The following is a 13,715-nucleotide window of genomic DNA, read 5'->3' on the forward strand; positions in this document are numbered from 1 at the left end:
AGCCCCTCGCGCTCCCCGAGGTATTTTGGGCCAGATGAAGCAGGGGATCCTGTTTTTCGGAAAATGGAGTGACTATGGGGCAGATGTTAAAGTGTGTCTCACCGATTGATGGGTCGGTTTTTGCGGAGCGGGAGGTGCTATTTCGGGACGTGGCGTTTGAGGCGGCGGCTCGGGCACGCGCCGCGCAGGCGGCTTGGGCGGCGCGGTCCTTGCACGAGCGAGTTGATCTTGTGATGGCCGGTGTCGCGGCGGTTGGTGCGATGAATGATGAGATCGTGCCTGAGCTTGCCCATATGATGGGTCGGCCCGTGCGCTACAGTGGTGAGTTTGGTGGGTTCAATGAACGCGCCAGCCATATGGCGGAGATTGCTGAAAGCGCGCTTGCCGATATCGCCGTGGGCGAGGATGAGACGTTTCTGCGGTACATTAAGCGCGTTCCGCAAGGGGTGGTCTTTGTGGTGGCCCCCTGGAACTATCCCTATATGACGGCGATCAACACGGTGGCTCCGGCGCTGATCGCCGGGAATACCGTGATCCTGAAACATGCCACCCAGACTTTGTTGGTGGGCGAGAGGATGGCGCAGGCGTTCCACGCGGCCGGTGTGCCCGAGGATGTGTTTCAGAACGTCTTCCTCAGCCACGATGTGACCCATGATCTGATTGCCGGAAATGCGTTTGATTTCGTGAACTTCACCGGCTCGGTCGGGGGTGGGCAGGCGATGGAGCGCGCGGCGGCGGGCACCTTTACTGGCGTCGGGACCGAGCTTGGCGGTAAGGACCCCGGCTATGTCATGGAGGATGCCGATCTGGATGCCGCCGTGGATACTTTGATCGACGGGGCGATGTTCAACTCGGGTCAATGCTGTTGCGGAATTGAGCGGATCTATGTGCATGAAAGCCTTTTCGACGACTTCGTTGCGAAGGCGGTCGAGATTGTGAAGGGCTACAGGCTGGGCAATCCGCTGGACCCTGAGACGACCCTGGGTCCGATGGCCAATGTGCGCTTTGCCGATGAAGTGCGCGCTCAGATTGTCGAGGCTGTAGCGGATGGCGCGGTGGCCCATATCGAGAGATTCCCCGAGGATGACGGTGGCGCCTATTTGACGCCTCAGATCTTGACCAACGTCACCCATGATATGCGCGTGATGCGGGATGAGAGTTTTGGGCCGGTCGTGGGGATTATGAAAGTGTCCTCGGACGAAGAGGCCATCGCTCTGATAAATGACAGCGAATTCGGCCTGACCGCCAGCCTGTGGACCCGTGACGTGGACCGGGCCGCGCGGGTGGGAGATCAGATCGAAACCGGCACTGTGTTCATGAACCGGGCGGATTATCTGGACCCGGGCCTGTGCTGGACCGGCTGCAAGAATACAGGGCGGGGTGGTGGCCTGTCGGTCATTGGCTATCACAACCTGACCCGTCCAAAATCCTACCATTTGAAGAAGGTAACATCATGAGCCTTGTTGGAAACTGGTCCTACCCGACCGCGATCAAATTCGGTGCTGGCCGCATCAAGGAACTGCCCGAGGCCTGCGCGGCGGCAGGGATGAAGCGCCCTCTGCTGGTGACGGACAAGGGGTTGGCGGATTTGCCGATCACCACGGCGACGTTGGATATTCTTGAGGCCGCCGGGCTGGGCCGCGGTCTGTTCAGCGATGTGGACCCGAACCCGAATGAAAAGAACCTCGATGCCGGTGTCGCGGCCTATAATTCGGGTGGGCATGACGGGGTGATTGCCTTCGGCGGCGGCTCGGGTTTGGATTTGGGTAAGATGGTTGCCTTTATGGCGGGTCAAACGCGGTCCGTTTGGGATTTTGAAGATATCGGTGATTGGTGGACCCGTGCTGATGAGGATGTGATTGCGCCGATCATTGCGGTGCCGACCACGGCCGGGACCGGGTCCGAGGTGGGGCGCGCCAGTGTGATCACCAATTCCGAGACCCACGCCAAGAAGATCATCTTTCACCCAAAGGTTCTGCCGACCGTGGTGATCTGTGACCCGGAACTGACCGTGGGCATGCCGAAATTCATCACAGCAGGCACAGGGCTGGACGCCTTTGCCCATTGTGTCGAGGCCTATTCCAGCCCGCATTACCACCCGATGAGCCAGGGCATCGCGCTTGAGGGGATGCGGTTGGTCAAAGATTATCTGCCGCGCGCTTATGCGGATGGCACTGATATAGAGGCGCGCGCGCAGATGATGAGCGCGGCGGCCATGGGGGCGACGGCGTTCCAAAAGGGGCTCGGCGCGATCCACGCCATGAGCCATCCGATTGGTGCGGTGTTCAACACCCATCACGGCACGACCAACGCGGTCTGCATGCCCGCTGTGCTGGAATTCAACGCACCCGCCATTGCGGGTCGGTTCCAGCAGGCTGCCGCTTATCTGGGGATCGAGGGCGGCTTCGACGGATTCTGTAACTTCGTGCAGGAGTTCAATAATGCGCTTGGGATCCCGCGTCAGTTGTCGGAACTGGGCGTGACTGAGGATCGTATTCCGGAACTGGTCGAAGGTGCGATCATTGACCCCTCCTGCGGGGGCAATCCGATTGAGCTGACGAAAGACAACCTGACGCAACTGTTCCACGCCGCGCTTTAGGTGAGACGGCCCGGCGGATTTCCTCGCCGGGCCTCTTAGGTGTTACTCAGCCGCCATGGCGCTGATCTCGGCCCGCGCCATCGCGACCCATTCCAGATCCTTGGTGTAACGCCATGCCAGATCGCCGTTTTCATCCATCGCGATCAGGTGCAGCCAGCGATTGTCGAACAGCTCTTTCACGGTTTCGTTACGTCTGAGGGTCTCGTTCATCGCCTCCCGTGGGGCCTCAATGATGACCGACAGCCGCAGCGGATCGTGCTGGAGCGCTTCTCCGTCATGCACAGATTGCCAGGGCAGACCGGGGCGAGGCGCGCCGCCATTTCCCTCGACCACGCCGATGCCGCCAACCACGTTGTGCAGCAGTTTGTTGCCGCCGCCAAACAGGCTGGGCGCAACGGTTGAACCGTAGTACTGCAGGCTGATCCAGCTGGCGACTACGACCGGGGCGGTCATGATCAGTTCCAACACGCCAAAGCCCTCATCCGCGCGCCAGTCATAGCTGTGCAGGAAGGACTGACCCGCAAGACCCGTGCCATCGGTCCGAGACCGCGGCGCGGCAATGAAGGCGCGGCATCCGGCCAACCCCCATTCGGGGCGCAGCTCAGCCCAGTCGGTGGCGCGGCGGGCGATGTCATTGGCCCCCTTGGCACGCGGCAGACGCGCGGCGCGCTCGGACCGGGCCAGCTGTCCGGCCGAGGTCAGCCATGTTTTCAATTGCGCGATCTGCGCAGCCCACTGACCCGTCGCTTGATCCTGATCGAATAGAGAGACCTTATCGGTCGTAGTGTGGTGCATCGCCGCCAGAAACAGCGTGTCCGCCGGGATGTCGATCCTCTCGGCGCGCAGCCCTTCACGTACCGCATGATCGTTCAACAAACCGGCCAGAAGGCGGGCGCTGACGTCACCGGCATGACCGCCACATGCGCCACATTGCAGGGCGCTTTCATGGGGGTTGTTCGTCACATCCGCGCCATGACCGGCGAGCATCACGATACGAGCGAAGTTGCTAGTCAGAGACATCGCCCCAAGGATGGCTTTGGCCGAGGCAACACGTGTCGGCAGGTCGATCCCGTCGTCAAGCTTCGGCGCAGGGTCGAACTTTGCGGCCCCGTAGCCCTTGCCCAGAGCGTCGCGCAACAGTTTGCCCGCATAGACGGGACCCGTTGCCTCGACAAAGGCAAAAGACGAGACGGCGGCCAGTTTGAACCGGCCCCAGGCCCGTTTGGCCCGTGCGGTGTAGCGGCGGTTCAAGTCGGCCTGCGCGCCCTCGGCCGCGTGGGAGCATACGTTCGGGTTCAACAGGACCGGCCCCCGTATCTCGGTCACGTCTGACCCGGCTGCCTTGTGGGCGCTGGCGAGGCCGAAGAAGCCAGCAAAACCAATGGTTTCAATCCCGCTGTCCTGGGATTCTAGCGCGCGGCGGAAGACTTCGGAGCGGACGTCGATGCAAAAGGCCGCTTGCACCTCGGGGCGGCCTTCGACCTTGCGCGGCTGACCTGCGCTGAGGGTTTGCGCCAGCTTGCGTTGTTGCGCGCGCTCCGAGGCGTCCTGTAGCATCGCGTCGATCACCAGATCGCGGGTCGGGGTGATGGGGGCCTCATGCTGGGCAATGGTTTCAGCCCAGCGATCGGCAATCTGATCGTGGTAGAGGCCAAACAGAGCCTCTTCGAACACCATGCGAATGGCCAGCAGTTCGGTTGTGCTCGTATCCGTCTGCCCTTCCAATTCGGCCTGCCACAGCAGATATCGGGCATATTGCGCCCAACCGCCCAGTGTCATCAGCCAACGATGGAATGCCGTGCTGGCCGCCTCTGGGGTGACACCCAGTGCCTCAGAGGCGCGGCCAATCGCCCGCCATTGCGAGCGGTTGGTGCCAGCCACGAAGGCTCCGAACCCTTTCAGGCCGTGGATTTCCGGGGTCAGATCGCGTGAGGCGAACTCGCGCCACGCGCTATAGGCACCGCCTGTGCGGTTGGGTTGCCACAGGGCCTGACCCTGATCGAAATGGCTGGCGGCCCAGGCCCCGATCCGTTCGTCAATCAGACCGGGCCAGTCGATGCCGGAAACCTCGGCAGCCAGATCGGCAACCGTGGGCAGAGGGGACAGCTTCGCGGTCTCGGACCCAAGCGCGGCTTGCAGATCTTCGAAACTGGGCGTGTCAAAGCGGCTTTCGACACTGGCGAGGGCATCCCGCAAATCGGCTTCGGTGATCTCTCCGCTTGCCAGCTTCTGCGCAAATGCAGCCCGGTCCGGCGTGATCCGGGTGCCCGCAACCCGTGCCAACCGGGCCGAGGTTACGGCCAGCGTCTCTTGCGTTTGTCCCAGAAACGGGTTCACTGCGACGTTGGAGGCAAGCGGGAACAGCGGCGGGATTTGACGCACCGCGTCATTGGCCAGCGCGACCAGTTCCAGAAGGGCTGCGGGATAGCTTTCGTGCTTCATATACATTTTGAGAAACCCCTCTTAAACAGTCTGGCGCTTGGACCATCCGTCCAGCAGCCGGTCAAAGATTGCGTTGGCATAGAGCCCGTTTGAAAGATGCACCCGAATGCCTGCCGCCGCCGGGTGCGAGGCCCAAAGCGGGAAGGTGGATTGCGCCAGAGCAACCGCGCCAAAGCTGATCAGGGCGAGAATGATCAACGTCCACTCCAACGGCCCGGGCGCAGGCGCTTCGGGCAAGGCGCCCTTGGTCAGATGCACGGCGATGATCTGCAAGACGAAGTAGCTGATTGAGGTTACGCCAGCATAGACAACAGTACGACGGGTCAACGCGCCGGGCGCGGCATCGGCAAAACCCTGCGCCAGCAGATAGGCGACGCCGAAGATCAGGATCACGCCAAGGGCAATGGCCTGAACGGATTTGCCGTCTACTCCGAAGGTCATGGCGACGATCCCGTAGATCAGGATGCCGGTGGCAAAGGCCAGCAACACGTTCCGCGCGCTTGGCACAGCGACTGGGCCGGGCCTGCGGATGGCTGCTACGTTGCGCACGGCCTCACCCGCGCTGAGGAAAGCGTGTGCTTTGTAAAGCGAATGCGCCACGATATGCAGCAGCGCCAGCGGGAACAGGGCCAGCCCGCATTGCATGATCATGAAGGCCATCTGCGCAATGGTCGACCACGCCAGCGAGGTCTTCACGGCCGGTTGCGTCAGCATCACCAGACCGCCGAACAGCGCGGTGAACCCACCCAGCATCACCAGCAGCGCCATGATGCCCGGTGCCGCCAGCATCACGTCGGCAAAGCGGATCAGCAGGAACCCTCCGGCGTTGATGACGCCCGCATGTAGCAGGGCCGAGACGGGGGTTGGGGCCTCCATCACCTCGGTCAGCCACCCGTGGACCGGGAACTGGGCCGAGGCCATGATGGCGGCCAGCGCGATCAGCAGGGCAGCGACGATGGTCAGCCCGTTAGGTTCTGCCGAAGACAGGATCGAGGCAATGTCCGTGGTGCCATAGGTTGCGATCAACAGGACCACCGCGAGGGCCAGCGCGCCTTCACTGATACGCGCCACAACAGCCTTTTTCCGCGCTGCCCGTCGGGCGGTAGTCCGCTCGGGGTAGAACAGTAGCAGCTGGTGCAGCAGCAGGCTGGTCGCAATCCACGCGGCAAGCAATTGGATCAGGTTGCCCGACATCACCAGCAACAGAACCGAGGCGAGTGTTGCTGACATCCAGCCGGTGAACGCACCCTGACGGGCCTCTCCATCCATATAGGTGGCCGAGTAGCGTAGAACGATCCATCCGATGAAGCTGACGAGAACCAGCATGATGGAGCTGACCGCATCAAGTCGCACGGAGAGGCCAACACCCCAGAACCCGATCAACCCCGAGGTGCCGGGGCCGTGAAGAACCAGCATCAGGGCCGACAGTGCGGCGCCTCCGAAAGCCGCCAATGCTGCCCATTCCGACAGTCTCGAGACATGGGTTGGACGCAGTCCCGGATTGCGGCTGGCATAGTAGGCCGATGCCAGCAGGATTAGTGGGCTAAGCAGGGGTAGAAACAGGTAGGTCATGATGGGCGTTCCTTGTGAGTCCAGCCTGATTTGGCCGGTTGAGCAGGACATATTGCGCATTCGTCTGTATGAAAAATACATTGTTATAGAGATTACGTTCTACTAAATAGAACGATATGCCACTTAACTATCATCACCTTCGTTACTTCTGGGCGGTCGCCCATGATGGCAACCTTACCCGGACAGCCCAACGGCTGAACCTGTCGCAATCCGCGCTGTCGGTTCAGATCAAAGAGCTTGAGGAACGGCTGGGTCACCCCCTGTTTGAACGTCGCGGGCGCAAGCTGCATCTGACCGAGGCCGGGCTTATTGCGCTGGACCATGCGGACGCAATTTTCGCGACAGGACAAGAACTTGTGGCCACTCTGCAGGATGAGGGCAACGCGCGCACGGCGCTTCGGGTTGGCGCGCAAGCGACCTTGTCACGGAACTTTCAGATTGGATTTCTGCGCCCGATGCTGGCGCGCTCAGATGTCGAGGTGATCCTGCGATCAGGTAATCCCAGCGAGTTGCTTGAAGGGCTGGAGACCCTGAATTTCGATCTGGTTTTGATGAATTATGAGCCCGCCAGTGACAGCCTGACCAGTTTTGAAACGCACCATCTGGCGGAACAACCTGTCAGCATCGTCGGCACGCCGGCGCGACTGGATCCAAAGCGCCCGATCCGGGATCTGTTGGAGGAGCAGCCCTTTATCCTGCCCACTACCAATAACAGCGTCCGCACGTCGTTTGATTCGATGGCCAGCCGTATGTCGGTCCGGCCTCAGATCGCGGCCGAAGTGGACGACATGGCGATGATGCGCTTGCTCGCGCGTGAGGATATCGGGCTTGCTCTGGTGGCCCCGATCGTGGTGCAGGATGAGCTGTCCTCGGGCCGTCTGGTTGAGGCTGAGGAACACCCCCGCATCAAGGAAAGCTTTCACGCCGTCACCTTCAAACGCCGCTTTCCCAACCCGCTGGTGCGAGAGTTGCTGACCTATAGCCTGCCTCAGTAGAAGTGGGGCAGGTTTTTTGCGCGCGCGACGCGAACCCAATTGGGCACGAAGGGGATGATCTTGTCTTGTGAGGGCACCATCATCTCGATGAAATTCGCGCCGGGATTGGCGATGGCGTCTGACAGAATGGGTTCAATATCGGCCTCGGAGGTGATCCGGGCGGTTTTGAAGCCGAACCCTTCTGCAACCTTGCAATAGTCGACGCGTCCGAAATCGGTGGTCCAGGGCTCATCCACATCGTCGAGCAGGATCGCCTCACCCCTGATCCATCCAAACGTGTCGTTGCGGGTCAGGATGACGGTGATGTTCTTGCCGCTGCGCTTGAGGGTTTCCATGTCGCCGATGACGAACCCAAACGATCCGTCTCCGGTGAAGGAAATGACCGGGCCGTCATGGGCATAGATCGCGCCCACTCCGGCAGGCACCGAATATCCCAGCGCCCCCATCGAGTAGTTGGTGATATAGCGCCGCCCCGGTTTGCGGAAGGTCAGCAGCGCCGAAGGATAGATCGCGCTGACGCCGGGCTCAGAAGTGACAAGCGCGTCATCGGGCATGATCCGGTCCAACACCTGAGACAGCTTGACCGGTGAGATCGTACCTTCGGGCATCGGGATGTTCGAGTTGAAGACCTTGTCCAGCGCCGTTTGTTTTATCGGGTTTAAATCCAATGGCGTCCGTTGAAGGCCGGGATGCTCAGCCTTCAGGATTTCGATCATATATTCAATCGTTGCGCGGGCATCCCCTACAAGGCCAACCTTCAGCGGGAAGGTGTTTCCAACATGCGCCTCGGCAATATCGAGGTGCAGGAAGTTTTTGGTATAGGGATCGCCGTAGAGCTTCCAGTGATCCGTTCCAGCGCTGTCGGTATTTGAGCCGATGAAGAAGATCGTGTCCGCTTCGAGAAGGTATTGGTTCGAATACTCCATCCCGCCGCGGCCACCGATGACGCGCAAGGCCAGTGGATGATCCTCGGGGATTGTGCCTTTGCCGGGCGTGGTGGTGCCGACCGGGATTTGCAGCCGTTCAGCCAGTTCAAGGATCGCATCCGAGGCTTGTGAGATCAGCGCGCCCTGGCCACAGACAATCGCAGGTTTTTGCGCCGCCAACAGCACGTCGATTGCAGCGCGGATCTTGCTGTGATCCGCGACCGGCCGGTGCGCGGGATAGGTGCTGTAGTCCGGTTCGGCATACAGGTCGGTGATCTCGGCCTCTTCGCCAAAAATGTTGATCGGCACGCGGATATGAACCGGCGCCGGACGGCCCGAGGTCGCCACGCGAAAGGCCCGTCGGATCAGGAACGGGATTTCGCGCGCATTGGTCAGCACGAAGCTTTCCTTGCAGATACTGTTATAGAGCCGAGTTTGATCGACGCCGGTCAGACCGTGCTTTTTGTCCTGATTGATCGGAATGTCGGAGCTGAAATAGATCACCGGAACCGAGCTGAGGAACGCCTCAGTAATGCCTGGGGTGCAATGGGTCACACCGGGGCTGGGCGCTTCAAGTACGGCGGGGCGACCTGTGATCTTTGCATAGGCCTCCGCAGCGAAAGCCGCAGTGCGTTCATCGCGGGTCAGCACAAACTCAATCCCGCTATTGGCGCGCCATTCCTTGTACCAGCCAATCGTTGTCTCACCGGGCAGACCGAAAACATGGGAAACGCCGTGAAGTTCCAGCATTTTCAGGATGATCTGCGCGCCATTCATGCGCGTCGTTTGGGGCTGGTTCATCAGGTGGACCTTCGTTGGTGGCATGTTTCGGGCAATCCCTTTTGAGGGGGTTTACACACACCGCCACCATGTCTAGGCGAGGATCGGAAGTCCAGAATTTGCTTAGCCGACAGCGCCCTTGGTGTTCACGTGAACTGCGTAGACGCTGGTGGTTGCCGTGATGAACAGCATATTGCCGCGCGGGCCACCGAAACACAGGTTCGCGACGGTCTCGGGCGTCTTGACCTTGCCAAGCAGTTCGCCGTCGGGCGAGAACACATGCACCCCGTCCGCCGCTGAGCACCAGACGTTGTCGTATTGGTCTACGCGTAGCCCGTCGGGCAGACCCTTATCAATTGCGGCGAAATCGCTGGGTTTGCCAAGCCCGCCGTCCGGTTGGACATCAAAGACCTTCAGTAAAGAAGGAACGTCCGGGTCATGGCTGCTGCCGGATTCGGCGACGTACAGGCGGCCTTCATCTTTAGAGAATGCCAGCCCGTTCGGCTGCACGAAATCGCATGAAACAATGGTGGGTTCCGGACTGTCCGGATCAAGGCGGAAGACAAAGCTGCCTTCCTGTTCGGGTTTGGCTTTGTGACCTTCGAGATCGGAGAGGATGCCGTAAGTCGGATCCGAGAACCAGATCGAGCCATCCGACCGTGTGATCACGTCGTTGGGCGAATTCAACCGGCGGCCATCATGACGGTCAGCCATTGTTGTCAGTTGCCCGTCATGTTCGGTTCGTACAACCGAGCGGGTTGCGTGCTGGCAAGTCAGCAGCCGCCCCTCGCGATCACGCGTGTTGCCGTTGGAAAAGTTCGAGTTCTGGCGAAACAGGCTGGTGCCGCCATGCGGGGTCCAGCGATACATGTGGGCGTTCGGGATGTCCGAGAACAGCAACGTTTCGTGCGCGGGAAACCAGACCGGCCCCTCGGTCCAGACATGGCCCGTCGCGATCCGTGCCAGCGTGAGGTTGGAGTGGATCAGGTCCCGAAACACGGGACGGATGACCTCATATGTCTGCGAATGACTCATGCGCTATATCCTTTTCGGCTGGCCAGAGTGACAACACCCACAATCACGAGCCCGGTCAAAATCAGGCGAATTCCGGCGCCCAGACCGTATGAATTCAGCATCGATACGATCAGGAACATGAACAGCGCCGCCCCCCAGATGCCGGGTACGTTCGAATTGCCTCCGCCGATGGACGACCCGCCAATGACGACGACTGCAATGGACATCAACATGTATTCGGTGCCCATGTTCAGGTTGGCCCCGCCCGAGAAGCTGGCCAGCAGAAACCCCGCCAAGGCGGCAAAAACGGCTGAATTGACATAGATGCTAAAGCGCACCGCGTTCACCGGGACCCCGCTGAGCCTTGCCGCGCGTAGGTTTTGCCCGATGGCCGAGATCCACCGCCCTGCAATCGCGCGTTCCAAAAGCAGCCACGCACAGACGGCCAGCGCAATGCCGACCCAGGCGACATTCGGAACCCCGAACGTACCGCCCGAGGCGAACTCGGCTAGGGGTTCCGGTGGCTTGATACGCAGCCCCCGGTTCGACCAGATCGCCAGCGATTGGTACAGGAACGAGGAGGACAGGGTTGCGATGATGGGCGGGATACGCAGTATCAGGATCAGCGCAAAGTTCACTATACCGCAACCAATGCCTATCCCGATTGCAACCAGCAGGCCGGGCAAGATCAACGCGGTTTGCGTGTCCATGAATTTTAACGCCAGTGTTGCGGCCAATGTCATGGTGGCTGGAACAGACAGGTCGATATTGCCGGGTCCAAGCGTGATCACGAGCATCTGTCCTATGCCTACAATGGCCGAGAAGGAGGCAAAGGTCAGCGCCGCATAGAGTAACGACCCCGCCCCGGACCCGGCCAGCAGACTGGTGGCGACAAAGGTAATCCCTGCAGCCAAATAAGCCCAGAGCCACGGTTTCTGCACGAGTGCCCGCAAGGGGTTGGATCCCGCGTCAGAGGTGGTTTGGTCGCTCATGCCGAGACCTCCTTGCGGACAAAGAAAAGGCGCACGGCCAGAACGAGGATCAAGATCGCGCCCTGTGCACCGATCTGCCAATCCGGAGAGAGGCGCAGAAAGGACAGGAAACTGGCGGCGAGGGTCAGGGTCAGCGCCCCGATAACGGCCCCGAAGGGCGAGACGCGGCCGCCGACAAATTCGCCTCCGCCCAGGATCACGCCCGCAATCGACAACAGCGTATAGCGCAACGCGATATTGGCATCTGCCGCCGTGGTCAGGCCGACGAGGCACATGCCGGCCAGCACTCCGAACAGGCCCGCCAATCCATAGGCAAAGGCCCGCAGGCGGACGACGGACCAGCCAGCGCGCTCCATCGCGCGTTCATTGCCTCCAACGCCCTGAAGAACCACTCCCACCCAGGACCGCTTGATCAACAGATGCACGGCAAAAGCCACGACCAGCGGAGCAATCACGGCAACCGGTACCAGCGGGGTTTTGAAATTCATCAGGGTTTTTAACCATTCGGGCGACGCTCCGCCGGGTGAGGGCAGAATCAGCACCGCCAGACCGCCCCAAACGAAAGACATGCCGAGGGTTACGACGATTGCGGGCAATCCGCGCAGTTGGATCAAGGCCCCAAGTGCGGCATATGCCAGAACCGCCGCGGCCAGAATACCATAGCCCAGCAGAGGCGTGTCGTGCACGAATGTGGCCGTGACACAGGCGCAGAAACTGACGAAGGTGCCGATGGACAGGTCGATGTCGTTGACCATGATGATCATCATCTGCGCGATGGTTGCCAAGGCCACGGGGATCGCCAGATTGAACAGCAGGTTCAGGCCAAAATAGCTCATCGCGCGGGGTTGCAGGTAGAACACGGCCCCCAACAAGACGGCCAGAGACAGAACGGGTAGCAATAGGCGCAAACGGTCGCTGGTCATCTCAGGCCTCCTGCATCTGGAAAGAGGCGTGTAGTATGCTCTCCTCGGTGATCTCATCCCCTTCCAACTCGGCTGCAATCTGACCGGCACGGAATACGAAGACCCGGTCACATTCGAGGATTTCGTCGGTCTCGGTCGAGTACCACAGGAAGCTGCGGCCTCTTGCGGCTTCTGACTGGATCATCTGATAGACGTCTTTCTTGGTGCCCACATCCACGCCGCGCATCGGGTCATCCATCATAACAATCGGCGCTGAGGAGGCCAGCGCGCGGGCAAACAGAACCTTCTGCTGGTTGCCGCCCGACAAGGACAGGATCGGGTTCAACAGGTTGTCGGTGCGAATGCCGATACGGTCTTTCCAAGTCTGAACCATGTCCGTCTCGCTGCTGCGATCCACCATCACTTTCCGGCTGAACTCGGGCAGGGTGGTCAGCGAGAGGTTTCGCAGGATCGACCAGAGCGGCATAACCCCGTCGCGGGCGCGGTCTCCGGCGACAAAAACCACTTCGGGCTGGCGCGCGGATTTCCATTTTGGAGCGTGGTCGAAATAGATTTGCGCCAGCGCTTCGGCCTGTCCGTGACCCGCAAGCCCGGCAAGCCCGACGATTTCACCCGCGCGGGCGTTCAGCCCATTTGCCGCCCGTACAACCTCGGTCCCGAGGGTCCGATCTGCCCGCCCGGCGCCCGAGTTGTCGTCATCAGGCGCGACATGCCCCATCGCATCCACAATCGAGGCGCGGGTGAACTGGCTGGCAGGTTGGTCATCAACGATTTGGCCATCTTTCATGACGATGATCCGGGTCGAGACTTCGAAAATCTCACCCATCATGTGCGAGATGAATAGCACCGCACCGCCCTTGGCGCAGAACCGTTTGATATGGTCCAGCAATTGTTGCGCGATGGCGGCGTCAAGGGACGAGGTTGGCTCATCCAGAATAACAAGGCTAGGTTCTCGGTCACGGTCGGCAAAGGCGATGGCGATTTCTACCATCTGACGCTCGGCTATGGTCAGGTTTCCAACCGTTGCGCGGGCGTGGATGCCATGACCCGGAAAGACAAGGTCCAGCACGTCGAGCATCTTTTGCCGCGCAACCCGCCGCCAGCCTGCGCGCGGCATGTTGCGATAGGGAATGCGCAGGTTCTCCAAAACGGTCAGGTTCGGGCAGAGCGACAGCTCCTGAAACACGCTACGAATACCTGCATTCTGCGCGTTTTGGCTATTGCGCAGGGCGGGATCTGCGTTCCGATGCTGAACGGTCCCCTGAGTTTGCGTCAGACGGCCGTTGACTACATTCGCTAGTGTGGATTTCCCGGCCCCATTGTGGCCGACCAGTCCGACGCATTCTCCTGCGCTGATGCTCAACGTCGCACCGCGTAGGGCAAGAACAGGCCCATAGGACAGATGGGCCTGCTCCAGAGAGACAACCGGAGCGGCGGTGGCTCCGGGTCCCGTATTCTCGTCAGTCTTCACG

General features: G+C 60.6%; 10 protein-coding genes. 3 read left to right on the plus strand and 7 right to left on the minus strand.

Annotated elements, in window-relative coordinates:
* The first annotated feature begins 74 nt into the window (after window positions 1-74).
* Window positions 75-1,457: an aldehyde dehydrogenase family protein gene (locus ACR0I8_RS10960; protein WP_170690498.1), complete on the plus strand. Its 1,383-nt coding sequence runs from the start codon at window positions 75-77 to the stop codon at window positions 1,455-1,457.
* Window positions 1,454-2,599: an iron-containing alcohol dehydrogenase gene (locus ACR0I8_RS10965; RefSeq protein WP_170690500.1), complete on the plus strand. Its 1,146-nt coding sequence runs from the start codon at window positions 1,454-1,456 to the stop codon at window positions 2,597-2,599. The genes ACR0I8_RS10960 and ACR0I8_RS10965 overlap by 4 nt, the downstream gene beginning before the upstream one ends.
* Before the next feature lie 42 nt (window positions 2,600-2,641).
* On the opposite strand, the gene ACR0I8_RS10970 is transcribed toward ACR0I8_RS10965, so the two are convergent.
* Together ACR0I8_RS10970 and ACR0I8_RS10975 are read right to left on the minus strand one after the other, a co-directional pair.
* Window positions 2,642-5,047, minus strand: coding sequence for a DUF2309 domain-containing protein (locus tag ACR0I8_RS10970; protein ID WP_170690502.1), 2,406 nt, complete (start codon window positions 5,045-5,047; stop codon window positions 2,642-2,644).
* Between the two features lie 15 nt (window positions 5,048-5,062).
* Window positions 5,063-6,613, minus strand: a complete 1,551-nt coding sequence (locus ACR0I8_RS10975; protein ID WP_170690504.1) for a proton-conducting transporter transmembrane domain-containing protein — start codon at window positions 6,611-6,613, stop codon at window positions 5,063-5,065.
* Between the two features lie 116 nt (window positions 6,614-6,729).
* On the opposite strand from ACR0I8_RS10975, the gene ACR0I8_RS10980 reads away from it, so the two are divergent.
* Window positions 6,730-7,608: a LysR family transcriptional regulator gene (locus ACR0I8_RS10980; RefSeq protein ID WP_170690505.1), complete on the plus strand. Its 879-nt coding sequence runs from the start codon at window positions 6,730-6,732 to the stop codon at window positions 7,606-7,608.
* Here ACR0I8_RS10980 and ACR0I8_RS10985 read toward each other — a convergent pair.
* From ACR0I8_RS10985 to ACR0I8_RS11005, 5 genes are all read right to left on the minus strand, one after another.
* Window positions 7,602-9,335 carry a thiamine pyrophosphate-binding protein gene (locus tag ACR0I8_RS10985; RefSeq protein WP_170690507.1) on the minus strand — a complete coding sequence of 578 codons (1,734 nt, stop codon included), beginning with the start codon at window positions 9,333-9,335 and terminating at the stop codon, window positions 7,602-7,604. The two genes, ACR0I8_RS10980 and ACR0I8_RS10985, sit on opposite strands and share 7 nt — an antisense overlap.
* A 102-nt stretch (window positions 9,336-9,437) precedes the next feature.
* Complete coding sequence (locus tag ACR0I8_RS10990) at window positions 9,438-10,349, minus strand: SMP-30/gluconolactonase/LRE family protein (protein WP_170690509.1); 912 nt, start codon at window positions 10,347-10,349, stop codon at window positions 9,438-9,440.
* Entirely contained in the window at window positions 10,346-11,320 is a 975-nt protein-coding gene (locus tag ACR0I8_RS10995; RefSeq protein ID WP_170690511.1) for an ABC transporter permease, read from the minus strand. Before ACR0I8_RS10995 ends, ACR0I8_RS10990 begins: the two co-directional genes overlap by 4 nt.
* Window positions 11,317-12,243 (minus strand): ABC transporter permease, encoded by a 927-nt coding sequence (locus tag ACR0I8_RS11000; protein ID WP_170690513.1) that lies wholly within the window; start codon window positions 12,241-12,243, stop codon window positions 11,317-11,319. Before ACR0I8_RS11000 ends, ACR0I8_RS10995 begins: the two co-directional genes overlap by 4 nt.
* Before the next feature lies 1 nt (window position 12,244).
* Complete coding sequence (locus ACR0I8_RS11005) at window positions 12,245-13,714, minus strand: sugar ABC transporter ATP-binding protein (RefSeq protein ID WP_170690515.1); 1,470 nt, start codon at window positions 13,712-13,714, stop codon at window positions 12,245-12,247.
* Window position 13,715: the final 1 nt, after the last annotated feature.

Source organism: Ruegeria sp. BG9 (genome assembly GCF_056538305.1).